This is a genomic window from Cystobacter fuscus (assembly GCF_002305875.1).
In the GTDB taxonomy this organism is placed as follows: Bacteria; Myxococcota; Myxococcia; order Myxococcales; family Myxococcaceae; genus Cystobacter; species Cystobacter fuscus_A.
Map to the genome: position 1 here is coordinate 7,733,740 of NZ_CP022098.1, position 24,512 is coordinate 7,758,251.

The following is a 24,512-nucleotide window of genomic DNA, read 5'->3' on the forward strand; positions in this document are numbered from 1 at the left end:
GCCCTCTCCTCCTCCCTCCTGCACCGGCTCGCAGCCCGGCAACACGGCCCCCATTCCGCCTATACTCGGCCTGCCTTCCTGCTCTTGCTCAATGCCGTGAACCGGTATGTCCCCCATCCGAGTGCTCTTCATCCACGGTCTCGAAAGCCATCCTCAGGGGAGCAAGGTCCGCCTTCTCCGCGAACAAGGGTTCGACGTGGTGGCGCCCGACATGCAGATGGCGGTCCTGCAATTCAAGAGGCGGAACTCGGTCGTCCGCCAACTGCTCCGCGTACCGGAGACGTGGCTCGCCAGTGCCGGCGTCGGGATTCTCTCGGCCCTGTGCATCGTGGGCTCATCGGCGCGCGGGCTCATCGCGACGATTCTCCTGGGCCTGCTCTGGGGCGCGGTCCGCGGCAGAGCGCTCGTCGCCAAGGCGTTCACACGGAGTTTTGCCGCATGCGTCGAGGTTCAACGCGCGGCGGTGCGACATGAGAAACCGGACGTCGTCGTGGGCTCCAGTTGGGGCGGTGCCATTGCAGCGGAGCTGATCATCCTGGGGGAGTGGAGCGGCCCCACCCTCCTGCTGGCCCCCGCGGTCCTGAAGGCCTGCGAGTGGATGGGACAGACAGACTCCGCGGACAAGATGGCACGCATCCGGGCTCGCAGCATGCAGATGCCCATCGTGGTCTTCCATGATCCGTCCGACGAGACTGTTCCGCACCAGCACAGTGTCGAGCTTGCACGCGGCTCGGGGATTGATTTCAGGTCTGTGAACGCTGGCGGGCACAGGTTGATGGGACTTCTGAACCGAGGCGAGCTGGCGGAAGCCATCAAGGAACTCGGCACCTCTCGCCAACAAGCATAGGAAGGATAGGCCTGTGGTATGTTAGGATTTCGGGGAAAGGGACGCTCATGAAAATCCTCTTCCTCAACCTGGCTGGCGAGAAGGAAACCGCGAACGAAACGGCCCTCAAGGCGCTGCGCAAGAAGTACCCGGGGAAGGACACCTTCCTCTCCAAGCTCATCTACGGTCCGTCCACGGTGACCGAGGTGGACGTGTGGCGCTGCTACGGCGAGGTGCGCTCCTTCCTGTCGGCCAAGAACCCCGACTTCGAGAAGGGGACTCCCGAGTTCAACCGCATCAAGCAGCAGGTCAACACCGCGCTCAACGCGGGGGTCGACAAGATCTTCCTCAGCATCCACGGCAACTACGATGACGTCACCCACGGCAGCTGCAAGCTGCTGTCGGGGACGGTGAAGATCTCCTACCTCCAGCTCTACGAGCTCTTCATGATGCTGGTGGAGGATCGCTACAAGTCCACGCCCCTGAAGCTCACGCTGGTGATGTGCTACGGCGGCCGCTCCAAGGACTACCTCGAGTCCCACGCCCCCGAGCAGCTGGGCACCCGCTCCGGGCCGGACCTCACCACCAGCTTCGCCTTCCAGTTCTACTGCCTGCTGTGCAAGCAGATGAAGGTCACGATGACCGCCCGCACCGGGGCCCTCTCCTTCGATGACCTCTCGGGGCACTCGAAGGTCGAGTCCGAGCGCCTGGTCTCCAACATCATCAAGCGAGACGAGTTGGCCAAGGCCCTCGGCAACGACCCGGAGGCCGCCCTCGGCTCCGTGGATTTCTCCGAGTACATCGAGCTGCTCTACTCGGCCGAGCAGAGCGAGGAGCTGATCCCCGTGCTCAAATCAAAGGCCGCGCAACTGAAGCAGACCCATCTCCTCCCCCAGCAGCGGGCGGCCATCGACTTCCGGCACCAGCGGGCCAAGGTCAGCATCATTGAGGGGTCCGAGACGAAGACCAAGTACGGCAAGCTGGTGTTCAAGTACGACGAGAAGGCCCACGCCGTCCAGATCTGGAGCAAGTACCCGCTCAACCGGCTCGTGGCCCAGAAGTCCGTCTAGCTTCAGCCGTTCGCGGCCTGAGCGGGCGCACCGAAGTCCCGCGTGGCCCACGGGCCTCGCCAGATCGGTGACACGTGAACGGGCTGGGGACCTAGATGCCGAAGATGCTCGAGAAGCCCTTCTTGATGTCCTTGCCCAGATCCTTGGCCCCCTCGGCCACCTTGTCGGTGACGCCCTTGGCGCCATCCGTGACGGTGTGGACGGCCTCGCTGGCTTTGCCGCCGGTGATGTTGTCCGCCGTGTTCTTCACCTTGTTGAAGTCGATGGTGAACGACGTCCCGACGCCGAAGCCCACGCCCAGCGCGCCCTTGGCGCTGGCGCCGATGGTGAGCTTGCCATCCTCGAACCTGGCCTTGCCGTTGATCGCGCCGCCCACGCCGGCGATGGCGCTGCCCGTGACCGAGCCGCCCACGGGCCCGAACTCGCCCTTGGCCGTGCCACTCGCCTCGGCGCCCGCGAGCGCTCCCGCGCCCACCTCGACGCCGTCCTTGCCGATCGAGGCCTTCGCGTCCGCGTTGGCACCCACCAGCGCCTCGCCATGGACGCCGCCGTACACCTTGCCGTCGACCTTGCCCAGACCCAGCGCGTCCAGATCCTTGCCGAAGCCGGCGTCCCCACGCACGCTCGCGAGGTTGGCCTCGGCGCCGGCGCTGGCGCCAATCTTGGTCGGCATCAACACGTAGTTCGCGTCACCCTGCACCTCCAGAGCGCTCGCCTCGAACCCGGCGCCGGTTCCCTCCGCGCTGAAGCCCGTGCCCGTCTTGAACTCCGCCACGTCTCGCTGCCACTCGACGTAGTTGCCACCGTGGTTGCCGTCCACCTGGCCCGTGCTGGTATTGCTCTGGGACACCTGGCGGGGGTCCTTCTTCGGGTCGAAGACGTCGTCGCCCCATTGCTTGCCCACCTGGTTCTTGGGCTGGTTCTTGTCGAGGAAGCCGCTCTTCTCCTCCTTGGGGGCGGAGGAGGCGGAGTTGTTCCCCGCGACGGGATAGGAGGACTGGGGGGAGCGGGTACCGGAGATGGAGGACATGGCGAACCTGAGGGAGGACAGGGACGTTCCGCTCCAGAGCATTCGCCGTGCCAGCCGTGGAAGGCTCTGTTTTCGGGCGGATTCCGAGGGGGGATGCACCCAACCACCGCTCGTCCATGGTGACTGGAGTCATCAGGTGATGACAGCGGTTCCAACCCTGGGCAGCAGGCCGAGTTCCTCCGCGAGCCTACTGGCCAGCAAGGAGCCGCTGAAAGACACCCACCGCCTCGGGACCGTGACTTCTGGCACATGTCCCCATGAAGACAAACATATAAACTGGAGGAGGCTCGAGGTGTTCGTGCGCTCCTGGTTTTGTTTTTTCGTGTCCATGAATGAATAGCCGTTCAGCATGCGCGTCTGGTGCGACGCGGCTCGAGCTGGATTGGAGCCGCGCATTCCACTCCCCGGAAAAGGAAACAGACACCATGAACAAACATCGGATGAAGGCGGGCCTGGGTGCCCTTGCGTTGATGACCCTCGCGGGATGCCAGCCCCCGGAGGTCTCCTCCTTCGGAGAGGAGAGCCCGGCCAACGGCACCACGCGCGTCAGCCCGCTCACGGAAAGCGGTGACCAGGCCGACTTCGTCATCACCTCGGTGACGGGTCCCAAGAGCGTGGAGCCCGGACAGACCCTCACCGCCCAGGTCACTGTCTGCAACCAGGGCTCCCGGTCCGGGACCACTCGCGTGGCCCTGCTGCTCTCCGAGGACGAGCACCCCCGCGTTCCCTCGACCACCGAGCCTCCCGAGGATCTCCTCCTGGGGGACGCGCCCGTGACATCGCTCGCCGCCGGCCAATGCACCACCGTGTCCATCTCCGGCACCGCCCAACGTCCTCCCTCGGCCCCCGCGTACGCCTGGGGGTGGGCCCTCCACCTGGGCGCCGTGGTGGATCCGGACGGCTCAACCCCGGAGCTCCACGAGGACAACAACGCGTACCCGGGTGAGTTCCTGGGACTGGGCGTCGCGGCGGACTTCGTCATCACCTCGGTGACGGGCCCCGCCGTCATGGAGTTCGGACAGCCCATCACCCCCCAGGTGACCGTCTGCAATCAGGGGAACGCGGTCGACTACGCCCGCGTGCTCTTCCTCGTGTCCGAGGACGAGCGGTTCGACCTCCCCTCGTCCTCCGGGCCCGGGGACTTCATGTTGGGCACTCCGGTGTCCACCTCCATCCCGAGCGGGACGTGCGCCACGCTGTCGTCCACCGGAAGCGTTCCGCCGGTGTTTCCGCCCGACACGCGCACGCTTCACGTGGGCGCCGTGTTGGATACCTCCAACGTTTTCGAGATCCTCAAGGACAACAACACGCATCCGGGCTACGTGGCGCGCGTGGCCGCCGGGGCGGACTTCGTCATCACCTCGGTGACGGGCCCCGAGAGCGCGCGACTCCACCACCCCCTGAGCGCCGAGGTGACCGTATGCAACCAGGGGACCCGGGTGATGAGCACCCACGTGCTCCTGCTCCTGTCCGAGGACGAGCATCTCCAGGTGCCCTTCTCGGGGCCTCTCGAGGATGCCCTCGTGGGTGACGCGTGGGTGCCGCCGCTCGCGCCGGGCGGATGCACCACGGTTTCCACCTACGGACCCGTCATCCTCCCCCCCATGGGCTCGCCCGACACACGCACCTTCCGCCTGGGCGCCGTGGTGGATCCGCATGGAGACATCCCGGAGCTCCTCGAGGACAACAACTCCCTGCTCGGAGGGTGGATCCACATCACTCCCTGACAACCCCTGAGCGCCTCCCGGCCCGCGTTGCGAGACTCGGGCCGGGGTCACTCTCCCTTCCGGGTCCTGTCTTCACTTCGTCACGTCGAAGGAACCCAAAGTCAACCAGCCCCCCCAGTCCTGGCCCTGCTTCGCATTGGCGAAGCTGACGGACTTGCCATTGGTCATCGGATTCACGACCCGCATGAGCAGCTTGTAGCCGGTGCCCGCGCTCAGCCCGTGGGACGCACTGAAGCTCTTCGTGGAGGCCGCGCTTCCAGGCTGGATCCCGGGCAGGTTCACCTGGGTCGTCCCCAGGGTCTTCAGCCAGGTGTTGGACGCGTTCAAGACGATGAACTCCAACTTCCAGTCATAATAGAAGGGGGCGACTCCCCGGTTCTCGAGGTTGATGTCCACGGACAGAGGGGTGGATGTCGTGGGGTTGGGCAGCCGGACCGAGGAGACGAACAGCTCGTATCCCAGCAGCTTCTGCGCCCGGAGGGCGTTGTTCCACTGCGTGGAGTTCAGCGCGTTGTTGAACATCCAGTTGTTGAGCAGCCACGTGGCATGTGTGGTCTTGATCGCGGTCTCTTCGTTCTCGGTGGGCGTGCCGTAGTAGTACTCCACCGGATTGGGCCAGCTGTTCCACATCGTGGGCTGCATCTCCGGCCGCTGCTCTCCCCCCATCGGCCGGCGGCGCCAGTTCTCCGAGAGGCCGGCGCTCTGCATCTTGGGCCAGAAGTGCCAGCTCACACCTGGCAGCGTCTCATAGGCGAACGAGTCATCGTGGTAGCCGAAGTCATTCTTGTAGGTCGCGCTGGCCAACGGGTCGCGCACCAGCACGTGAGTCCGGGTGAAGGCGGACTTGTACCGAGCCAGCAGCCGATCCTTGTTCGCCTGGGACATCTCCCAGTTCGGCTTGCCATCGGACGTGTCCGAGTCCTGCGGGTAGGTGTGCCACTCGCCCCAGTACCCATACAGGCCCGCCGTCACGTAGGCGACCCGCGCATCCCCATCGAGGTGTTGGCCGAGCGCGCCGATGAAAGCTTCCAGCGCCTTGATCAGATTGCCGTTATTCCAATCCGGCGCCTTGCTGCTCGAGTTCCCATAGTCCGAGTAGGACCGCATGGGCAGGCCCTCGTTGATCAGGAACTGGGGCGTGGCCACGGCCTGGCCCGGGTAGTCGAGGTAGATGCGAAAGACGATCTGATTGCCCCGGCTGGCCGCCGCCGCCATCGCACTGTCGAGCCCGGCCCAGTTATACGAGTAGGTCCCCGACGAAGAGCTGCCTCCCGTCATCAGTGAGTTCAATGGCAGATAATACCACTCCATGCTGTACGGGAAGCCATTGGTGGCCGCTCCGAACGGCACGAAGCCCTTGAGGGGATTGGACTCGAGCCCCGGTGCATTTCCGTTGTAGGTCTGGCCTTCCCATGCGCCCGAGGCCGCGGGGGCGGAGGTGGCGGAGGCGAGAGCCAACGAAAGCGTGAGCGCGAGGGCGCGCGGTGGGGGCAGCGACATGTCGTTCTCCTCGAAGCAGATGGCGTCGGGGGTTCGAGGAAGAGTATGCTTCCAGGTCTTGCTTGAATTCCAGTGAAAACCTTCTCGAACGGGCGTTCCCGTTCGTGGACGCCCCCGAGAGGGTGTCAAAGAATTCGAGCGACGCGACCTGGCACCACCCGCGGAGGGAAGGAGGAAGGGGCGCTGAGAAATCCCCCGTCCCCAGCGAGCCGCCGCCTCCCGGAACGCTGCGATGAAGGTCCGGTACGGCGTCCACCAGCGTGGACCATGGACGAGCACTCGCACTACGCGCTAAGTCACCCCATCAATATGACCCTCAGAAAAAAGCGGGAGTGGACCCGAGTTTTCATCGGTGCTGGACACCAGGGCTTGAGCAGGCTGGGAATCATCCTCTTCTCCGTCGAATGCGCGAGTCATCTGGGTACTGTGGTGCCCGTCTTTGTGGCCCTGCGTGTGGTGCTGCGGATCAAGCCCACTCGAGGGCAGAGGGTGCGCTCGGCGTGGCGCATGCCACCCACGTGGGCACCACGCGCATTGGAGGCACTCGCCGTGGGCATCGCGCTCTGGGGCGTGCTCTCGCTCCCTCCCAAACCCATTCGCGTCGCTCCCTCGCGAGAGCGGCCCATGCCCGAGGACATCGCGACCGATTGGTTGACTCGTGATGGCGGCGCCGTCGCCGTGCCCATGCCGCCGAAGCGTCTGGAGCGCCAGCAGGCCCCGCCGTGTACCCCGCCCCCTGGTGGGCAGGTGGAGATCAATGGCGGATGCTGGAGTCGTATGGAGCAACGGCCACCCTGCGGCCAGTTCTATGAGCACCAGGGCCAGTGCTATGTCCCTGTTCGTGAGACGCCCAGGTCGCCCACTTCGGTTGACCCATAGTTTCGAGAAACATCAGGAAGAGTGCGCCACGAAGCAGTGGTGATCCGGGGACCCGGGCGTCCGTCACAACGCCGGGCGGAGGACTCCTTCCCCAAGGAAACCCCTTGGGGACAGGACCACGGGAGCGTTTTTCACTGTGCCCGTCGTGGGTGTGAACTGGCTCGAACGGCTGGTGCGCTGAGGAGCACGCCTACTGCACCAGCCGCTTGATGTCGCCGCAGGCGATGTAGGAGGTGCCGTTGGCCATGGTGATGATCTCATCCACCACGTAGAGGACGTTCTCCTCGCGGATGTCGCGCGGGAAGCGGATGTTGAGATCCGGGTCGTACCCGTCCGACACCACACGCGCGCGCAGCTTGCTCCCCTCCTTGATGCACTGGACGATGACGCCCGTGCCCACCGAGTTCGTCGTGGGCAGGTCCGCCGCCGAGCCCGCCGTCACCTTCGACGCCGAGGGCTTGCCCTTCCTCGCCGAAGTCGCCGCGTCCTGGCTTCGCGCCACCCGCTCCTGTCCCGGCACCACCAGCCGCTTGATGCTCCCACCCACCCGGTAGAACGTGCCGTCCCCGCTCGTCTCCAGCTTCTCCACCACGTAGCGCACGCCCTCCTCGCGCACGCTCCGGGGGAACTGCACGTTGAAGCCCGGGTCATACCCCGCGGACGTCGCGTGCACGCGCAGCTTGCCGCCCTCGCGCACGCACTCCAGCACGATGCCGCCCCCCGCGTCGCTCACCGCCTCCAGGCTGTCCGCCGAGCCTCCCGCCGTCCCGCGCAACGCCAGGTCCCCCCGGTTGCGCGTGCCCGCCTGGTACGACTGATCCCTCAACTCCTTGCGGATGACCGCGTCGTACTTGCTCGACTCCAGCCGCTGCGCGTAGTGCGCCAGCTGCTCCATCTCCTCCGCGATCTCATACGACGCCTTGTCCAGGTACTGCGATACCTCGGAGATGATCTCGCGCAGGCGCTTGCCCGCCGAGGCCAGTTCGCCCTTGTCCGCCAGCTCGATGGCCTGATCCTTCACCCGCGCGATACGCAGGCGGCTCGTCTGCGCCAGCACGTTCTTGTCCGGGGACACCGCCACGTCCATCCCCGAGGCAAGCCGCGCGACGATGGGAATCTCCCCCACCACCTCGCGCACGCTGCCGTCCACCACCACCTGCGCCCGGTACGCCAGCGTGGCCAGCGTCACCGGCCCGGCCGCCGACGAGGCCTCCACCGACAGCTCCGCCGCCAACTGCCGCGCTTCCGCGGCGTACACGTCCCCCAGCCCCACCGCCACCTCCTGCCCCCGCGACTCGAAGCGGTAGCGGTTGAGCACGCTCGCCACCTTCACCGTGGCGGCCGGCTTGATCACCACCTCCAGGTTCTGCGCCACCAGCGAGCCCAGGCCCTCCATCTCGATACCGAACACCCCGGCCGCGTCCTCGGGCGACTGGATGTAATAGAAGTGCCCCTCGCCGGCGTTGGCCATGCCGATGAGCAGGTCCTCGTTGAAGTTGGCGCCAAAGCCCAAAGTCGTGGTGATGATGCCCGCGTTGGACTTCTCGCGCGCCATGTTCGTGAGCTGGCCTGGATCCCGCACGCCCGCGTTGGCCTGCCCATCCGTGAGCAGCAGCACGCGGTTGATGCGCTCGTCGGATTTCTGGCTGCTCACGTGCTCCACGCCCTTGAGCCAGCCGCCGCTCAGGTTGGTGCACCCGCCCGCGCGCACCTGGGAGAGCACCTTGCCGATGGCCGCCTTGTCCGTGACCTTGGTGGGGGCGAGCACCGTGGCCACCGCGTCGTCATAGGTGACGATGGACAGCGAGTCCTCGGGGCCCATGCGCTCCACCAGCTCGCGCGAGGCCTGGAGCGCGTGCTTGAGCGGCGCCCCCGCCATGGAGCCCGAGCGGTCGATGACCACGCTCAGGTTGAGCGAGCGCCGCGTGGCCGCCGCGGCGTCCTCCGCCGAGAACGTCACCAGCAGATCGATCTTGGAGGCAGCTCCCTGCGGGAGCACGGGGTGGCTGAGGGTATAGGAAGCCTTCACGGACGGTCCTTTCGTTGAAGCGTGAACGGGGACAGCCTATGCCAGCCCTCTGTCAGACGTCATGACGCATCCATCCGCCCCAGCACGTCGGATGAGAATGGTATGGCTGGGCCCGCCCGACGGGTGGCTGATGGATGGGCGGATGCGCCTCACCTCACGGGAGGAGCCCGGGGTGACGACGAGGCCCGAGCGCATGGTGAAGTCACCGAAGCCTTCTCCCGGCCGCCTGTCCTCCGCGTACGCGACAAACACGGAATAGGGACTCTCCGCCTGGAACATCCTCAACGGCCAGTCCATCCCCCTCCCCCGCGTGCACTCCGCTGGGCCAGTGGTGGGCGCCCGCGGCGGTGCGCCGCGGGCGCGGGGGCCTGCTCGGTGATGGGGTCAGGAACAGTTGCCCATGTCGGATGGCGTCAGACTGACCTCGAGCGGTCCGTCGCCGCCGCCCATCCAGCCGTTGTAGGGGAAGCAGTACTGGGTGTTGCTGGGATCGGTGACCCTGACCCATTGCAGGTACCAGCCACTGGCCGTTCCGGTGTCGTCCATCTGGATGTTGATGCTCTGGAGCTTCCCGGCGTTGTCGACTTGCAGGGTGAACGCGTCGAGGTTGCCTTGCTCGAAGTTGTTCTCGACGGGCGTGTCCAGTTCGTAGGGACCACTGGTACCGTCACTGCCGTGAAAGGTGATGAATACGTTGGCGTTTGTGCCGCCATTGTGGACATCACCCGTTTTGACTTGAACCTGGTAGTCTGCCATTTGCTCCCCCTCATTGCGCACGTGCCACTCATTGGTATCGAGTGGTGGCGTTCCGTGTAGGTTATCGGCCTCAATTGTTGTGGTCAATGTCTAATTGAGCGAGGGGTTTTGCCGCCGTTGCCCGGACCCCGTTGCAGCACTCATGCCGCCCACGTGCACGCCGTGCCCAATTGAGTAGGTCTTTGTCAAACTCAAGATGTATAGTAGTGAATGCTATCTCTTGAGCATGAGGCAATGCCTTTATCGAACCTGATACAGTCGCTCAAAGGTTCATGGTGGTTCCTGCAAGGTCGGCGGGGGGGAGTCATGGCCGGCGGCGATGAACGATGGACGGAGAGCGGTCCTGGATGAACATGCTGCGACCACCTGCTTCGGAGCCGCCGAATAAACAGGCGGCTCCGTCTTCGGAGCACATGCGCAAGACGGACGTGTGGCTGGTCCCCGAGCGCCGCGTCCACCACATGGCGGATCTGGAGGAGGCGCGCGCCGTCTTCAGTGGCATCTACTCGGAGTCGAAGCTGGAGCCTTCACGGGGACTTGCCTTCTCGTGCGAGCTGAAGGTCATCACCTGCGGGTCGATTCATTTCGTCCACGGGATCTGGCCCACCGGCGGCCGGTGCACGATTCCTCGGGTCCTCGGGCGCTACCTCATCACGGGCGCATTGCACGGCAAGGCCCACGGGCTCCACGCGAACGAGCCCTACGAGCTGGAGCCCGAGCGGCGCAGCGCGGTACTCTCGCCGGAGCGCCCCGTCACGCTGGAGTGCCCGCCGGCCTACCAGGGTCGCTCCGTGGCGCTCGAGCGCGCCACACTCGAGTCCCATTTCACGGCGCTCACGGGCCGGGAGCTCCGCGGGCCGCTCGTGTTCGACGTCGCGCTGGATCTCACGTCGGTCGCCGGGGTCGGTCCGATCCTGAAGTTGTTCGCGGAGGGCCTGGAGCTGCCTTCCATCTCGTCGTTCCTCGTGGCCTCGCTGCGGGACGCGCTCCTGACAGCGCTCCTCACGGGCACGCGTCACAGCGCATCGAGCCTCCTCGAAGCTCCCCCGCGCCGCGCGGCGCCTGCTTCCGTGCGTCGCGCAGAGGAGTTCATCGAGGCGCACGCAGGCGAGCCCATCTCCCTGGCCGATATCGTCGCTGCCGTCGGGGTGCCGGAGCGCTCGCTTCGCGCTGCGTTCATCGCGGCTCGGGGGATGCCGCCGGGTGCGTTCCTCCGCCGCCGTCGCTTCGAGATCGCGCGACAAAGGCTGCTCGCAGGCGCGCCAGGGACGACCGTCGCCGGCGTCGTGGCCTCGCTCGGCTTCGTGTCCGGCGGGCGATTCAGCGTCGAATACAAGAAGCTCTTCGACGAGAGCCCGTCGGATACCCTCGCAGCCTCGCGCGGGCCCGCGGGGCCGACGACGAAGCGCTCCCCCAGCGCGCGCTGAGCCCCGCCGCTCCATTCATTTCATTCACAAACCATTCGTCGCCGCCGACGCGCGTCCGGCCTCACGTCGAACGTGATGGGTTCGCGCCGGAGCCTGCACGAGCTTCGTTGTGCGAAAACCGCGGTCATTGTGCCGGATCGGCAGGAATCCGACCGCGGTCATGATGCAGTATTTGTCAAAATTGCCATGAATGCTGTAATCTCTCGTTCTGCGGGTGAAGCAAGAGCAACCCGCACTCAACAGCAATCTATTGGATGCCCGCGGTCTCCGCGCAAGCCGTGCGAGGCCGTGGTGTGTCTTCAGGGGGAAATCAATGAAACGTATGTCTTCTTCTCTCCTCGTCATTCTCACGGGGGCCGGTCTGCTCGGCCTCATCGGCGGTTGCAGCGTGACCTCTGTCGAAGAAAATGACGCGCACGTCGTTTCGGCCGACGCCCCCCTCACCGCCGCGCAGTGCGAATACTTCGGCGTCGAAGGCAAGGTCCGCATCTGCCACAAGACCCGCTCCACCAAGAAGCCCTACACCGTCATCGAGATCAGCGAGCAGGCGTGCGTCAACGACCACTCGCAGCACACCGGCGACTATGTGGCCGTTGACGATCCCACCTGCCAGGGCGGCGGCTGCCTACCCGCGGGTTCCCCGTGGGATCCGACACTTCCGTGCTGCGAGAATCTGGTCGTCCAGAACGGCGTCTGCACCGACCTTTGCGCCGGCGTGGTCTGCACCGCCAGCGACCAGTGCCACGTGGCCGGCACCTGCGATCCCGCCACCGGCCAGTGTTCCAACCCCACCGCCGACGACGGGACGGCCTGCAGCGGCGGGTTCTGCGACGCCGGGATATGCCGCGCGCCGGTCCTCGACTTCCAGAGCCACCAGGACTTCCCCGCCGGCACCCGGCCCTACGGCGTGGCCGTGGGCGACGTCAACAACGACGGCAGGCCGGACGTCGCCTTCACCCTCATCACTTCCGCCCTCGTGAGCGTGCAGCTCGGCAACGGCGACGGCACGTTCGGGGCCGCCAGCACGTTCGCGGTGGGCAGCAACCCCAAGTTCGTGGCGATCGCCGACTTCAACGGCGATGGCAACGCCGACCTCGCCGTGGGGGGCGGCACCGGCTCGACGCACTACGTCAGCATCCTGCTCGGCAACGGTGACGGCACGTTCCAGAGCCGCGCCGACTACAACGTGAACAGCAACGACCCGAACGGCGTGGCGGTGGCGGACTACAACGGCGACGGCAAGCGCGATATCGCCACCGCCAACTTCGTCGGCAGCACGGTCAGCATCCTGCTCGGCAACGGAGATGGCACGTTCCAGACCGCCGTCACCTATTCCATGCCCGGCACTCCCAGCTCCGTGGCCGCGGCCGACCTCAACGGCGACGGCAAGCTCGACCTCGTCACGAGCAACTACAACGGCAGGAGCGTGGGCGTGCTGCTCGGCAACGGCGATGGCACGTTCCAGTCGGCGGCGACGACCTCACTGGGGGGCAGGTTCGTGCAGGTCGCGGCGGTGGGCGACCTCAACGGCGACGGCAAGCCCGACGTTGCCGCCAGCCTCTTCAACGACAAGCTCGTGGGCGTGCTCCTTGGCAATGGCGACGGCACGCTCCAGTCCGCCATCACCTACCCCGTGGCCAACGGTGCTGGCGACCTGGAGATCGCCGACTTCAACGGCGACGGCCGAGCCGACATCGCCGGGACCCTCTACAGCTCCAACGCCGTGGGCGTGCTCCTTGGCAACGGCGACGGCACGCACCAGTCCGCCACCAACTTCGCCGTGGGCACCGGCCCCTTCTTCCTGGCGGTGGGCGACCTCAACGGCGACAGCAAGCGCGACATCGTCACCGCGAACTACACCGGCGGTAGCAGCAGCGTCCTCCTCAACACGTCGCATTAGCGCATCCCGGGCAGGGCAGCCGCCGTCGCCGCCCTGCCTCCTCTCTTCAAGCTTGAGCGCCTGCTCCGAGAGGGTGTCAAAGGTTCCAGCGTTTTGTCCAATTGAACCACTGGAACACTCGCCGCGCCGGCCCCAGCAATTGCGGCAGACACGTGAGGCCCGGCCACTCGGCGCTCCTTCTCCGGACACCGTCTCCGGGACACCGTCTCCGGCGCCAGTAGAGAGCTGCCCTCGCGTGCCTCACATGTCCGGCTCGCACGTCCAGGCGAACTTCTCGTAGTAACGGTCACATTTGTAATGAGGGCCGCAGACCTCGGTGACGGCCGGGTCACAGGCCTTCCTGCAATAGCTCATCTGGCAGACGAAGCCCTCGGGGCAGGCAGGCGTGTGCTCCTCACCACAACGGATGAGACACGTCCCCCAGGCTTCGCGGGGGTGGCCGTAGGTGTTCCACATATGGCACTTCTGGCCCTCGGGACAGGGGGTCTCCTGGCAGTTCTGGCCATACACCTGCGTGCAGACCGACACGCCCTCCTCGCTGTTGGGCCGGATGCAGTCCTGGCCCTCGGGACACGTACGGCCCTCACACGTGGGCAGGCAGGAAGGCCCATCGAGGCCCTCGCGGCAGAAGAATCCCTCCGGACAGCTCCCGGGCTCTTCCACCCGGCACGGCCGGCCACACCGGCGGTCCTGGCAGAGGAGGCCCCGTTCACATGGACCGTGCATTGAAGAAGCAGGCGAGCGGTGGCTCGCAGTCCTTGCGGCCCGCGCAGGGGCGCTCGTAGGTCATCAGACGCTGGCGCTCTCCGGGCGAGAGCATCGGGACAAGCCTCGCCGCGGGAGCCGACCGCAATCCTCCCAGCATGGCCGTATAGATGACCCAGGCCAATGGCAGGACCAGGAAAAGACCTGGCAGAACGGCAAGGAGCGTACGCCAACGCATCACGACTTCCCTCCTTCCCATGATCAAGCCAGCTCACCCGTTCAAGGACTTCTCGGACCGGAGCCGGTCGACCGCGAAATCGACGAAGGAACGCACCCGCGCATGGGCACGCCGGCCCTCCAGGTACACGACGTGGATCGGAATGGGCGGAGGCTCGAAATCCACGAGCACGATCTGGAGCTTCCCCGAGAGCAGCTCCGGGGCGATCTGATAGGAGAGCACCCGGGTCAACCCCCTCCCGGCGACCGCTGCCGCGATCGCAACCTCGGCGGTGTTGACAATCAGTTGCGTGGGTGGGCTGACCGTCTGGACTCTCGTCCCCGAAGCGAACGACCAGGCTTGCTGTGAGGCCGTGGACGAGAACGTGAGCGCGTCGAAACGCGACAGCTCGGCCGGGGTCCGTGGAACGCCGTGCTCGGCCAGATACCGGGGGGAGGCGCAGACCACCCGCCGCACCGAACCCACCCGGACCGCGCTCAACGACGAATCCGATAGATGAGCGATCCGCACGGCGACGTCGAACCCCTCATCCACGAGGTCCACGACGCGATCGACGAGCAGCGTTCTCGCCATGACGTGCGGATAGCGGGCCAGGAAGTCGAGGAGGATGGGCGCGACGAACATCCGCCCGAACATCATGGACGCGGTCACCCCGAGTTGCCCGCGTGGCTCGGTATGGGAGCCCGCCGCTGATGCCTCGGCCTCCTCGATTTCCCCAAGGATGCGCTTGCAGTCCGTGAGGAACCGGCTGCCCGCCTCCGTCAGGCGCACGATGCGCGTCGTGCGGTGAAGCAGGCGAGTGCCAATCCGCTCCTCGAGCGCGGCGATGGCCCTCGTCACGGCTGGCGGTGACATCGCGAGGCGCCGGGCCGCGGGCGCGAAGCCTTCTTCTTCCGCCACCGCGACAAACACACGCATGGTCTCGAGTCGGTCCACACGATCATTCCGCGATGTGGAACGGTTCATTGTCAAGGACGCGCATTCCGCTCGCGGGCGGCAACGAGCATCTTTCCCTTCGAAAGCGAGGCTCATTGCCCATGACCGTCCCCGTCCGTCCCCTCCGTCTCTATCGCCACGCCCTGTCCGGCCATTCGCACCGGGTCGAGCTGTTCCTGTCCCTGCTGAAGCTCCCGTCGGAGCTCATCGACGTCGATCTCGCCAAGAGGGAGCACAAGACCCCCGGGTTCCTGGCCAGGAACCCGTTCGGTCAGGTGCCGGTGCTCGAGGACGGGGAGGTGACGCTGGCCGACAGCAACGCCATCCTCGTCTATCTCGCGACGCGGTACGACCCCTCGGGGCGTTGGCTTCCGCGAGAGCCGGTCGCGGCCGCGCGAGTGCAGCAGTGGCTCTCGGTCGCGGCCGGGCCGCTCACGTCGGGTCCCGCGGCGGCGCGCCTGGCCGTCGTGTTCGGCACGAAGCTCGACACCGAGCGCGCGAAGGCGATCGCCACCCAGCTCTACACGGTGCTCGACCCGTCTCTGGCCAACAGGAGCTTCCTCGTCGGGGAGGCACCGACCCTCGCCGACGTGGCGCTCTACTCCTATACCGCCCACGCCCCCGAGGGTGGCGTGTCCCTCGAGCCCTACGGCAACATCCGGGCGTGGCTCGCGCGTATCGAGGCGTTGCCCGGCTTCGTGCCGATGCGGCGGACACCGACGCAATTCGCGGCCTGAGCCATCGAGCGTGCCATGTCCCAGAACACCGCACAGAACGTCCCCGGTGCACCGCTGCCGGGTTGGTCCCACGAGCAATCGCCCTTCCACGCCGGCGAGCAGGCCGTCCAGGAGCGGGTCGGGATGCGTGCCCGCCTCGAGCAGACCGGGCGCAAGGTCATCCGCTCGTCCATGCCGGAGCAGCATCGCGAGCTGTTCCGCAAGCTGCCCTTCCTGCTCGTGGGCAGTCTGGATGGTGAGCGGCGTCCATGGGCCTCCCTCCTCGTGGGCCGACCGGGCTTCGTGGCCTCGCCCGACCCGCGGACGCTCGTGGTCTCCGCGTTCCCCGGCTTCGGAGATGCCCTGGGCCAGAACCTCCTCCCGGGCGCACCCCTGGGCCTGCTCGGTATCCAGCTCGAGACGCGCCGCCGCAACCGGATGAACGGAACGGTGGTGGAGAGCAGCGAGGGCCGATTCGTCGTCCGGGTCGAGCAGAGCTTCGGCAATTGCCCGCGGTACATCCAGGCACGGGAGCCCGCCTTCGTGGCCGAGCCCTCCCGTGTCACGGAGCCGCGACCCGTGCGGAAGGAAGGCCCGCTGCTGTCCGGTGCGAGCGTCGAGCTCATCGACCGCGCGGATACGTTCTTCATCGCCACGGCGTCACCGGCCGCGCGCGGGGACGAGCCGGTCGAAGGTGTCGATGTCTCGCATCGCGGTGGCAAGCCCGGCTTCGTGCGAGTGACGGAGGAGGACGGCCGCACCGTCCTGACGGCCCCGGACTTCAGCGGCAACTTTCATTTCAATACGTTTGGCAACCTGGTCCTCAACCCGCGTGCGGGTCTGTTGTTCGTCGACTTCGCCACCGGTGGGCTCCTGTCGCTGACCGGTGAGACCGAGATCGTCTGGGATGGGCCCGAGGTCGAGGCCTTCTCGGGGGCGGAGCGGCTGCTGCGCTTCCGCGTCACGGCAGGCACGTGGATCGAGGACGGCGTGCCGTTGCGATGGTCCGCGGCACAGCCCGCTCCGTAACCCTGCCACCCATTCGCGGAAAACGAGTACGTGGTGGGCCAGCCCTCCCCGGCCGCCTCCCGGGAGAGGGTCAAGTCTTGACCCCGGATGTGCGCCTCGCGTACTGCGCGACACATGAAAACGCTGCCCCCTGCCAATGAGAACGCGGAAGCCAAGGCCTTGGTGGATCGCCTCGTCTCCAACCTCGAGCCAGCTGCCGAGGCGTTCTGCTACCTCGAGAAGTACCTCGCGCTCCCGACGTTCGTGTACGAGCCGGGCGAGCGACCAGACTTCGAGCGAGAGGGCGTGCACCTGGTGATGGGCGATCTCGAAGTCCCCGAGGCGGTGCTCCATGATCTCGAGAATCGCCAGTTCATCTTCGTGGCGGGAAACCTGCGCTGCAGCGAGCTGTGGACCTCGGGGTGGATCTTCGTCTCGGGAGCACTCCGTGCCAACCGCGTCGTCGGCCAGTCGGGCTGCAACAACATGCTGGTCTGCGACACCCTGGAAGTCAGGGAGCTGGTCGAGCGAGGCCACTCGATGACCGTCATCGGCGAGCTGAAGGCGGAGATCTTCTACAGCTCGCACGGCATGGTGACGTCCGAGAACGAGGAGACGCAACACCCGGAAACCCCCGACGGCGACGTCTTCCTTCAAGAGCTGCTCGACGAGGAGGGTCAGGTCGATTGGGACAAGTGGTACGAATTCGTCAAGAGCGAGCGCCGCTGGCATCGGTAACTACACCATCCATTCCGGACGGAGCTCCTCCAATGACTCGGCCTCGCCAGAGCGACTCGGCTCCCTCTTGCTGGGTAGCGGCTCGTCCGGGCGGGGTGCCGGAGGGATAGCCGGGATGCATCAGGGGGCCTGGGCCTGGCGGGCAATGCCTCGGCTCCCGTGGTGGCTGGGCATGCGCACGTCCGCTTCGATGTGGCCGATGGCGCCGGGGCGCTCCAAGTTTGAGGGGTCAAGAGGAGACCGTCATGATCCCGGAATCCATCCAACATTTCCTCCAGCAGCAGCATGTTCCCTTTTCGCGCCATGGACATCCGCGTGCGGTGACAGCGCAGGAATTGGCGCAGTCGGTGCACGTGACGGGCTACCGCGTAGCCAAGTCGGTCATCATCCAGGCAGAGCAGCACTTGTGGATCTGCCTGTTGCCTGCTTCGGAGACGTTGGATTTGGACAAGGTCCGGGAGGCCCTCGGGGCCCAGGAGGTTCGTCTGGCCACCGAGGCGGAGTTCTCGAATCGCTTTCCGGAATGCGAGCTGGGAGCGGAGCCCCCCTTCGGCACGCTGTATGGGTTGCCGGTGCTGCTGGATGAGGGGCTGAGGGGGACGGAGGACATGCTGCTGCGCGCCGGCTCGCACGAGGAGGCCCTGTCGGTGAGCGTCGAGGATTTCCTGGCGCTCGAATCGCCCCAGGTCGTGTCCATCACCCAAGAGCGCACGAGACACTGACGGGCTTCCGCCAGTTCTACTGCACCCGCAGTTCTCGCGGGATGGAGGCGTGGAGTTCCAAGCGCTTTCCCGTGAGCGGATGCACGAAGCACAGCCGCTCCGCATGCAGCAGGTAGCCGGTATCCCCGAGCAGTCCCGGATGCTCGGCGCGCGGCACGCCTCCCTCGATGTAGACGGGATCTCCTTCGAGCGGATGCCCGATGAAGGCCAGGTGGATGCGGATCTGCTGGGAGCGGCCCGTCTGGATGTCCACCTCGAAGAGGGTGCTCGCCACGCGCCGCTGGAGCACGCGCGCCAGGCTTCGGGACGCCTTTCCGCCTGGAGTCGCCATGGGGACCATGCCCATGCCTGGATGCACCGCCTCGCCGATGGGCGCGGTGATCTCGTAGAACTCCTGGGCGGCCACGTTGAGCGACAGGGCCCGGTAGCGCTTCTCCACCTCATGCTCGCGCCAGGCTCGGGACAGTTTCGCCGCCGCGTCGCGCGTGCGCGCGAAGAGCACGAGGCCCGAGGTGCCACGTCCCAGCCGATGCAGGGGGCTCGCCTCCGGGAAGCGCTCGCGCACGACGCTGAGCAGCGTGTTCACGAGGAAGCCTCCGCCCGGCACCGTGGGCAGGCCGCCCGGCTTGATGACCGCCAGGATCGCCTCGTCCTCGTGCACGAGCGAGTAGTCGCGCGGCGTCTCCTTTTCCTCCCAGGGCGGCCGGTTCCACACGAGCCACTGGCCGGCTTTCAGCAGCTCCTCGCCCGTCGCGGGGACGTCATCCAACAGGACCTCGCCCCGCGAGCACCGCTCCCGCCACACCTCCTCCGAGGAGTGACGGTAGGCGCCGACCAGATAGGAGAGCGTGCTCGCTCCCCGTACCCGCTCGCCCAGTTGTTCCCGGTAGGCATAGCCCGTATTGAGTGCCATACCGCTATCCCTCCCTCGAAGACGCGGAAGAAGCCGCGCCAGGCTCCATCCGCTCGGCACCTGCTTGCAACACCGTCACCTCGCACCGCCCTGGGGCTTGACCCGCGCACATCGGGCGCGCTGGGAATTGACGAAGCCCCATGCCCGCGAATGCGTGCAATCGCAAGGTCTGCCCGGAGTTGGCCGTGCCATGCCGGGCGGCCCGCCCTACCCGCTCAACTCCCGGGAGGGGCTGGCGACGAGGCCCGAGCGCACGGTGAAGTCGCCGAAGCCTTCTCCCGGCCGCCTGTCCTTGGCGTACGCGGCGAACACCGGCTCGAGCGCCTCCAGCAGGCCCGCCTCGTCGATGTTCTCCCGGTACAGCCGGTTGAGGCGCTGCCCGCGCACGTCTCCGCCGAGGAAGAGGTTGTAGCGGCCCGGCGCCTTGCCCACGAGCGCGATCTCCGCGAGGTAGGGCCGGGCACACCCGTTCGGGCAACCGGTGATGCGCAGGTGGATGTTGTCCTTCTCCAGCCCGTGCACCGCCATGCGTGCCTCCAGCAGGCCCACCAGGTCGGGCAGGTAGCGCTCGGCTTCCGCCATGGCCAGGGCGCACGTCGGCAGCGCCACGCAGGCCAGCGCGTTGCGGCGCAGGGGGCTCGCGCGCTGGTAGCCCGCGAGGCCATGCGCCTCCACCAGGGACTCGATGGCCGGCCGATCCTCGGAGGCGATGCCCGCGATGATGAGGTTCTGGTTGGGCGTGAGCCGGAAGTCACCCCGGTGCACCCGAGCGATCTCCCGCAGGCCCGTCAGGTGGTTGCTGCCGTCGCGGTCCGCCACCCGGCCGCTCTCGATGAAGAGCGTGAGGTTCCACTTGCCGTCGTACCCCTCGGTCCAGCCGAAGCGGTCCCCGTTGTGCTCGAACTTGAAGGGGCGCGCGGGCTCCAGCTTGAAGCCGAGCCGCTGCTCCAGCTCGCCCACGAACCAGGCGATGCCGCGATCCTCGATGGTGTACTTGAGCCGCGCGTGCTTGCGATTGGTCCGGTCGCCGTAATCACGCTGGACCTTCACCACGTTCTCGGCCACCACGAGCAGGCGCTCGGGCGGGATGAAGCCAATCACGTCCGCGAGCCGGGGGAAGGTCGCGTTGTCACCGTGGGTGGCTCCCATGCCACCGCCCACCGTGACGTTGAAGCCCACCAGTTCCCCGGCCTCCAGGATGGCGATGAAGCCCAGGTCCTGGGAAAAGACGTCCACGTCGTTGAGGGGCGGCACCACGACGGCCGCCTTGAACTTGCGCGGCAGATAGGTCGAGCCATAGATGGGCTCCTCCTCGCCGCCCGCGACCTTCTCCTCGTCCAGCCAGATCTCGTAGTAGGCGCGCGTCTTGGGCAGCAGGTGCTCGGAGAGACGCTGGGTCCACTCATGCACCAGCGCGTGCGCGCGCGAGTCCACCGGGTTGGGATTGCACATCACGTTGCGGTTGACGTCGCCGCAGGCGGCGATCGTGTCGAGCAGCGTGGCGTTGATGGCCGCGATGGTGGGCTTGAGATCGCCCTTGAGCACGCCGTGGAGCTGGAACGCCTGACGCGTGGTCACCCGCAGCGTCCCGTTGGCGTGGGTGCGCGCCAGCTCGTCCAGGACGAGCCACTGCTTGGGGGTGCACACCCCGCCGGGCAGGCGGGTACGGAGCATGAAGCTGTAGGCGGGCTCCAGTTTCTGCTGCCGGCGCTCCTCGCGGATGTCCCGGTCGTCCTGCTGGTAGCTGCCGTGGAACTTGATGAGCTGGGTGTCTGCCGGAGCGATGGCACCGGTGAGCGGATCGGCCAGGCTCTCCACCAGCGTGCCGCGCAGGTGGCGGCTGCGCGCCTTGATGTGCTCCACCTCGGCCAGGGGGGCGTTCGTCGGGTTCTTGCTCATGGGAGATCTTCCCTCAGTAGACGTCGCGCAGGTAACGCTGCTGCTCGCGCAGGGTTTCGAGATGGGCCCGGGCATCCTCTCGGCTCTTGCCACCATGGGCCACGTAGATGTCGATCAACGCCTCGTGGACGTCCGGAGCCATGCGCTGGGCCTCGCCACAGACGTAGAGGGAGGCGCCGCCTTCCAGCCAGGCGTGGACCTCGCGCCCCTTCTCGCGCAGGCGGTGCTGGACGTAGACCTTCTGGCCCTGGTCCCGCGAGAACGCCACGTCCAGACGGTGCAACACGCCCTTCTTCACCGCCTCCTGCCACTCCACCTGGTAGAGGAACTGGCTGCGGAAGTGCTGCTCGCCGAAGAAGAGCCAGTTGCGGCCGCTCGCTCCGGTCTCGGCGCGCTCCTGCACGAAGGCGCGGAACGGTGCCACGCCCGTGCCCGGGCCGATCATCAGGATGTCCCGCGAGGGATCCGTCGGCAGGCGGAAGCGCTCGTTGGATTCGATGAACACCTCCACCACGTCCTTCTCCGCCGTACGCGTCGCGAGATAGGAAGAGGCGGCGCCGAAGTGCCGGATGCCGAAGGCCTCGTAGTCCACCCGGGCCACCGTCAGGTGCACCTCGTCCCCCACCCGCTTCTGACTGGAGGCGATGGAGTAGAGCCGCGGCGTCAGGCGGCGCAGCGCGCCCACCAGTTCCTGCGCGCTCCACTCGGCGGGATGGGCCCGGAGCAGATCGATGACCTGATGGCTGTCGAGCAGCTTGCGCAGGCCCGCGGCGTTCTCGGGGGCGATCAGCCGCTCGAGTTCCTTGTCTCCGGAGCGCGAGGCGTGGCTCGTCAGGAAGGGCCGGCTCAGGCGGGTGATCTCCAGACCCTCGGACAACCAGCGGTGCAGCGGCAGCGCGCGGCCGTCACGCGACACCTCGGTGGCGCCGTCGAGCTTCAGCGTGGAGAGCACCGCGTCCACCAGCTCGGGCGGATTGCGCGGCACCACCCCGAGCGCGTCTCCCGGCTCGTAGCGCAGGCCCGAGCCCTCGAGCGACAGCTCCACGTGGCGCACGTCCTTGAGGGCGTCGCGGCCGGTGATGCGCTGGTTGGCCAGCACCTGGGCGGGATAGGGATTCTCCCGGCTGAAGGTGGGCGCGACGGACGCGGTGGGCAGATGCGTGACGGTGGCGACGGGAGCACCCAGCTCCGTGCGCGCGCGCTCCAGGGCCTGTCCCAGCCAGGGCTCGGCGACCGGCTCGAAGTCCACGTCGCAGTCGGCTCGCGAGAACAGCCGCGCGGCACCCAACTGCGCGAAGCGCTCGTCGAGCACCCGGCCGACCTCGCAGAACTTGGGGTAGCTCGAGTCCCCGAGCGACAGCACCGAGAACTGGAGCTGGTTGAGCGCCGGGGCGCGCTTGCCCATCACGAACTCGAAGAAGCCACGCGCGTCATCCGGGGGATCGCCATCCCCCTGGGTGCTGATGACCACGTACAACACCCGCTCGTTCTTCAGCTCGCGCGTGGGGTACTCCCCGGCGCGGAAGACGCGCACGGCGACCCCGGCGGACTCCAGGCGCTGCTTGAGGCGCTCGGCCAGGAGCCGGCTGTTGCCCGTCTGGGTGCCATAGACCACGGTCGCCGGCGTCTGGGGGGAGGCCTGGGGCACGGCCGTCGGCTGGGACTGAGGCACGGACACCGGCAGGGACCGGGCGGCGAGCCCGGCGAAGTACCCGCTCAGCCAGTTGAGCGACGAGGCATCGAGCCCCTCGACGAGGCGCTGGAGCAGCGCGCCCTTGTCCGCGCCCAGCGGCGTGGCCAGGACGGCGACGGAGGATGCATTCACGGAGGCACTCAAGGCGTCTTCTCCTGCGCGTCGAGGACGCGCTTGACCTGCGTGTCCACGTCCTCCGAGGGCTCCAACTCGAGCCAGGGGACGCCGGCGCCACGAAGCTGATCCCTCAAGACCAGACGCGCCTGGGGAACCGGGGTGTAGAGGATGGCGAGCAGGCCCGCCTCGGCCAGCGCGAGGGCGTTCTCCGCATCCCCACGCACGGTGGCGGTGTGCCGGCCCTGATCGAAGAGGGCGCGCTCCAGGCGGAGCGCGGCGTCACGCACCTCGGGGGTGCCCGTGAGCAGGAGGACCGCTCCGGACTGGCCCAGGCGCGCGCGCCGCTCGCCAGCGGAGACGAGGGAGCGCGCTTCCCCCTCCCCCTGCCCGCCCGCGCCGCCGAGGATCATCCCCGCGGCGACGGTGTCGTTGGTGAGCGGATCCACGACGATGAAGGCCCCGGTGCGGCGGTTGTCCCGGTAGGGATCGCACACCACCGGCCGCTTGCAGACGAGCCGCACCTTGGCGATGTCATTGAGCCCGAGCGTCGGGGTGGGCTGCTCGGACAGGTCCTCCAGTTCCTTGCGCCAGAGCACCTGCTCGATGTGGGCGGGGACGTACTTGGAGGTGTGCTTCACGAGGTAGCGGCGCGAGGTGTCCAGGCGCTCCTCGCCGAACCAGACCAGCATGGCCTCCATGTCCTGGAGTACCCGTGGCGGTTGCTCGGCGTGGGCAATCAGGTCTCCCCGGCTGATGTCCACCTCGTCCGTCAGGCGCAGCGTCACCGAGGCGGGCGCGCTGGCCTCCTCCAGGCGGCCGTCGAAGGTGTCGATGGACGCGATGTGCGTGCGCCGCCGGGAGGGATACACGACGACCTCGTCCCCCAGGCGCACCTTGCCGGAGACGATCTGCCCGGCGAAGCCGCGGTAGTCCAGGTCCGGTCGCAGCACGTACTGCACGGGGAAGCGGAAGGCCGCGTCCTCCTGCCGGCGCTCGTGCGGCAGCGTCTCCAGCCACCCGAGCAGCGTCTCGCCGTCGTGCCACGGAGTGCGGGCGCTCGGCTGGGTGATGTTGTCGCCCGTGCGCGCGCTGATGGGGAAGAAGCGCACCTGCTCGAAGCCGAGCGTGCGGGCGAAGGCCTCGAACTCCGTGGACAGGCGCTCGAACACCGCCCGGTCGAAGTCCATCAAGTCCATCTTGTTGATGGCCACCGCCAGGTAGGGAATGCCCAGCAGCGAGGCGATGTACGCGTGCCGTCGCGTCTGCGGGAGGATGCCCAGGCGCGCGTCCACCAGGATGACGGCCGCGTCGGCCGTGGAGGCCCCGGTGGCCATGTTGCGTGTGTATTGGAGGTGTCCCGGCGTGTCCGCGACGATCACCTTGCGCCGCTTCGTGGAGAAGTAGCGGTACGCCACGTCGATGGTGATGCCCTGCTCACGCTCGGCGCGCAGCCCGTCGGTGAAGAGCGAGAAGTCGATCTCACCGCCCGCGCTCGCGCGCTTCACCGCCGCCACCTGATCCTCGAAGAGCCCGTTGCACTCGTAGAGCAGCCGGCCAATGAGCGTGGACTTGCCATCGTCCACCGAGCCCACCACCGCCAGGCGCAACAATTCCTTCTCGGCGTGCTCGGCGAGGAAGCCCTGGACGTCCGTCCTGTCTTGAACCTGAGTCTCGGCGCTCATC

Annotated in this window: 19 protein-coding genes; 9 read left to right on the plus strand and 10 right to left on the minus strand. The window is 67.2% G+C overall.

Going from position 1 to position 24,512, the window contains the following annotated elements; all coding sequences use genetic code 11:
• Window positions 1-106 precede the first annotated feature (106 nt).
• Together CYFUS_RS31230 and CYFUS_RS31235 are read left to right on the plus strand one after the other, a co-directional pair.
• Window positions 107-847 carry an alpha/beta hydrolase gene (locus CYFUS_RS31230; RefSeq protein ID WP_095988539.1) on the plus strand — a complete coding sequence of 247 codons (741 nt, stop codon included), beginning with the start codon at window positions 107-109 and terminating at the stop codon, window positions 845-847.
• Window positions 848-894: 47 nt separating this feature from the next.
• Window positions 895-1,896, plus strand: a complete 1,002-nt coding sequence (locus CYFUS_RS31235; RefSeq protein WP_095988540.1) for a hypothetical protein — start codon at window positions 895-897, stop codon at window positions 1,894-1,896.
• A gap of 91 nt (window positions 1,897-1,987) precedes the next feature.
• Here the strand turns inward: CYFUS_RS31235 and CYFUS_RS31240 are convergent, their stop codons facing one another.
• On the minus strand, window positions 1,988-2,926 hold the full coding sequence (locus CYFUS_RS31240; RefSeq protein WP_198316197.1) for a hypothetical protein: 939 nt from the start codon (window positions 2,924-2,926) through the stop codon (window positions 1,988-1,990).
• A gap of 425 nt (window positions 2,927-3,351) precedes the next feature.
• On the opposite strand from CYFUS_RS31240, the gene CYFUS_RS31245 reads away from it, so the two are divergent.
• Window positions 3,352-4,653, plus strand: coding sequence for a CARDB domain-containing protein (locus tag CYFUS_RS31245; protein ID WP_198316198.1), 1,302 nt, complete (start codon window positions 3,352-3,354; stop codon window positions 4,651-4,653).
• A 72-nt stretch (window positions 4,654-4,725) separates the two neighbouring features.
• On the opposite strand, the gene CYFUS_RS31250 is transcribed toward CYFUS_RS31245, so the two are convergent.
• From CYFUS_RS31250 to CYFUS_RS31270, 3 genes are all read right to left on the minus strand, one after another.
• Window positions 4,726-6,153 (minus strand): DUF4832 domain-containing protein, encoded by a 1,428-nt coding sequence (locus tag CYFUS_RS31250; RefSeq protein WP_095988542.1) that lies wholly within the window; start codon window positions 6,151-6,153, stop codon window positions 4,726-4,728.
• A gap of 1,069 nt (window positions 6,154-7,222) precedes the next feature.
• Window positions 7,223-9,061 carry a vWA domain-containing protein gene (locus tag CYFUS_RS31260; RefSeq protein WP_095988544.1) on the minus strand — a complete coding sequence of 613 codons (1,839 nt, stop codon included), beginning with the start codon at window positions 9,059-9,061 and terminating at the stop codon, window positions 7,223-7,225.
• A 384-nt stretch (window positions 9,062-9,445) separates the two neighbouring features.
• Complete coding sequence (locus tag CYFUS_RS31270; protein ID WP_095988546.1) at window positions 9,446-9,817, minus strand: PLAT/LH2 domain-containing protein; 372 nt, start codon at window positions 9,815-9,817, stop codon at window positions 9,446-9,448.
• Window positions 9,818-10,230: 413 nt separating this feature from the next.
• Between CYFUS_RS31270 and CYFUS_RS31275 the strand changes: the two genes are divergently transcribed.
• A complete protein-coding gene (locus CYFUS_RS31275) occupies window positions 10,231-11,244 on the plus strand; it encodes an AraC family transcriptional regulator (protein ID WP_198316199.1) in 1,014 nt (337 codons plus the stop codon).
• A 322-nt stretch (window positions 11,245-11,566) separates the two neighbouring features.
• Window positions 11,567-13,144 (plus strand): FG-GAP repeat domain-containing protein, encoded by a 1,578-nt coding sequence (locus CYFUS_RS31280; RefSeq protein WP_157758771.1) that lies wholly within the window; start codon window positions 11,567-11,569, stop codon window positions 13,142-13,144.
• Window positions 13,145-13,384: 240 nt separating this feature from the next.
• On the opposite strand, the gene CYFUS_RS31285 is transcribed toward CYFUS_RS31280, so the two are convergent.
• Window positions 13,385-13,672, minus strand: a complete 288-nt coding sequence (locus CYFUS_RS31285) for a hypothetical protein (RefSeq protein ID WP_157758772.1) — start codon at window positions 13,670-13,672, stop codon at window positions 13,385-13,387.
• Between the two features lie 448 nt (window positions 13,673-14,120).
• On the minus strand, window positions 14,121-15,119 hold the full coding sequence (locus CYFUS_RS31295) for a LysR family transcriptional regulator (RefSeq protein WP_232536923.1): 999 nt from the start codon (window positions 15,117-15,119) through the stop codon (window positions 14,121-14,123).
• 5 nt (window positions 15,120-15,124) lie between these two features.
• Between CYFUS_RS31295 and CYFUS_RS31300 the strand changes: the two genes are divergently transcribed.
• The 4 genes from CYFUS_RS31300 (at window position 15,125) to CYFUS_RS31315 (ending at window position 18,207) form a co-directional block, all read left to right on the plus strand.
• Window positions 15,125-15,760: a glutathione S-transferase family protein gene (locus CYFUS_RS31300; protein WP_095988552.1), complete on the plus strand. Its 636-nt coding sequence runs from the start codon at window positions 15,125-15,127 to the stop codon at window positions 15,758-15,760.
• 15 nt (window positions 15,761-15,775) lie between these two features.
• Entirely contained in the window at window positions 15,776-16,768 is a 993-nt protein-coding gene (locus tag CYFUS_RS31305; RefSeq protein ID WP_232536924.1) for a pyridoxamine 5'-phosphate oxidase family protein, read from the plus strand.
• A gap of 162 nt (window positions 16,769-16,930) precedes the next feature.
• Window positions 16,931-17,485: a hypothetical protein gene (locus CYFUS_RS31310; RefSeq protein ID WP_157758773.1), complete on the plus strand. Its 555-nt coding sequence runs from the start codon at window positions 16,931-16,933 to the stop codon at window positions 17,483-17,485.
• Window positions 17,486-17,730: 245 nt separating this feature from the next.
• A complete protein-coding gene (locus CYFUS_RS31315; RefSeq protein ID WP_095988554.1) occupies window positions 17,731-18,207 on the plus strand; it encodes an aminoacyl-tRNA deacylase in 477 nt (158 codons plus the stop codon).
• A gap of 16 nt (window positions 18,208-18,223) precedes the next feature.
• On the opposite strand, the gene CYFUS_RS31320 is transcribed toward CYFUS_RS31315, so the two are convergent.
• The 4 genes from CYFUS_RS31320 to CYFUS_RS31335 all read right to left on the minus strand — a co-directional run bounded on the left by CYFUS_RS31320 (window position 18,224) and on the right by CYFUS_RS31335 (window position 24,511).
• Entirely contained in the window at window positions 18,224-19,120 is an 897-nt protein-coding gene (locus CYFUS_RS31320) for an RluA family pseudouridine synthase (protein WP_095988555.1), read from the minus strand.
• Window positions 19,121-19,327: 207 nt separating this feature from the next.
• A complete protein-coding gene (gene cysI / locus CYFUS_RS31325) occupies window positions 19,328-21,019 on the minus strand; it encodes an assimilatory sulfite reductase (NADPH) hemoprotein subunit (RefSeq protein WP_095988556.1) in 1,692 nt (563 codons plus the stop codon).
• 13 nt (window positions 21,020-21,032) lie between these two features.
• Entirely contained in the window at window positions 21,033-22,856 is a 1,824-nt protein-coding gene (locus CYFUS_RS31330) for an assimilatory sulfite reductase (NADPH) flavoprotein subunit (protein ID WP_095988557.1), read from the minus strand.
• Window positions 22,853-24,511: a GTP-binding protein gene (locus CYFUS_RS31335; protein ID WP_095988558.1), complete on the minus strand. Its 1,659-nt coding sequence runs from the start codon at window positions 24,509-24,511 to the stop codon at window positions 22,853-22,855. The genes CYFUS_RS31330 and CYFUS_RS31335 overlap by 4 nt, the downstream gene beginning before the upstream one ends.
• Between the last annotated feature and the right edge of the window lies 1 nt (window position 24,512).

Excerpts from the sequence above, each read along its gene's own strand:
- CYFUS_RS31230 (WP_095988539.1), top strand. The coding sequence starts at position 107 with ATGTCCCCCATCCGAGTGCTCTTCATCCACGGTCTCGAAAGCCATCCT.
- CYFUS_RS31235 (WP_095988540.1), top strand. The coding sequence starts at position 895 with ATGAAAATCCTCTTCCTCAACCTGGCTGGCGAGAAGGAAACCGCGAAC.
- CYFUS_RS31240 (WP_198316197.1), bottom strand. The coding sequence starts at position 2,926 with ATGTCCTCCATCTCCGGTACCCGCTCCCCCCAGTCCTCCTATCCCGTC.
- CYFUS_RS31245 (WP_198316198.1), top strand. The coding sequence starts at position 3,352 with ATGAACAAACATCGGATGAAGGCGGGCCTGGGTGCCCTTGCGTTGATG.
- CYFUS_RS31250 (WP_095988542.1), bottom strand. The coding sequence starts at position 6,153 with ATGTCGCTGCCCCCACCGCGCGCCCTCGCGCTCACGCTTTCGTTGGCT.
- CYFUS_RS31270 (WP_095988546.1), bottom strand. The coding sequence starts at position 9,817 with ATGGCAGACTACCAGGTTCAAGTCAAAACGGGTGATGTCCACAATGGC.
- CYFUS_RS31275 (WP_198316199.1), top strand. The coding sequence starts at position 10,231 with ATGCGCAAGACGGACGTGTGGCTGGTCCCCGAGCGCCGCGTCCACCAC.
- CYFUS_RS31280 (WP_157758771.1), top strand. The coding sequence starts at position 11,567 with ATGTCTTCTTCTCTCCTCGTCATTCTCACGGGGGCCGGTCTGCTCGGC.
- CYFUS_RS31295 (WP_232536923.1), bottom strand. The coding sequence starts at position 15,119 with ATGAGCCTCGCTTTCGAAGGGAAAGATGCTCGTTGCCGCCCGCGAGCG.
- CYFUS_RS31300 (WP_095988552.1), top strand. The coding sequence starts at position 15,125 with ATGACCGTCCCCGTCCGTCCCCTCCGTCTCTATCGCCACGCCCTGTCC.
- CYFUS_RS31305 (WP_232536924.1), top strand. The coding sequence starts at position 15,776 with ATGTCCCAGAACACCGCACAGAACGTCCCCGGTGCACCGCTGCCGGGT.
- CYFUS_RS31315 (WP_095988554.1), top strand. The coding sequence starts at position 17,731 with ATGATCCCGGAATCCATCCAACATTTCCTCCAGCAGCAGCATGTTCCC.
- CYFUS_RS31320 (WP_095988555.1), bottom strand. The coding sequence starts at position 19,120 with ATGGCACTCAATACGGGCTATGCCTACCGGGAACAACTGGGCGAGCGG.
- cysI (WP_095988556.1), bottom strand. The coding sequence starts at position 21,019 with ATGAGCAAGAACCCGACGAACGCCCCCCTGGCCGAGGTGGAGCACATC.
- CYFUS_RS31335 (WP_095988558.1), bottom strand. The coding sequence starts at position 24,511 with ATGAGCGCCGAGACTCAGGTTCAAGACAGGACGGACGTCCAGGGCTTC.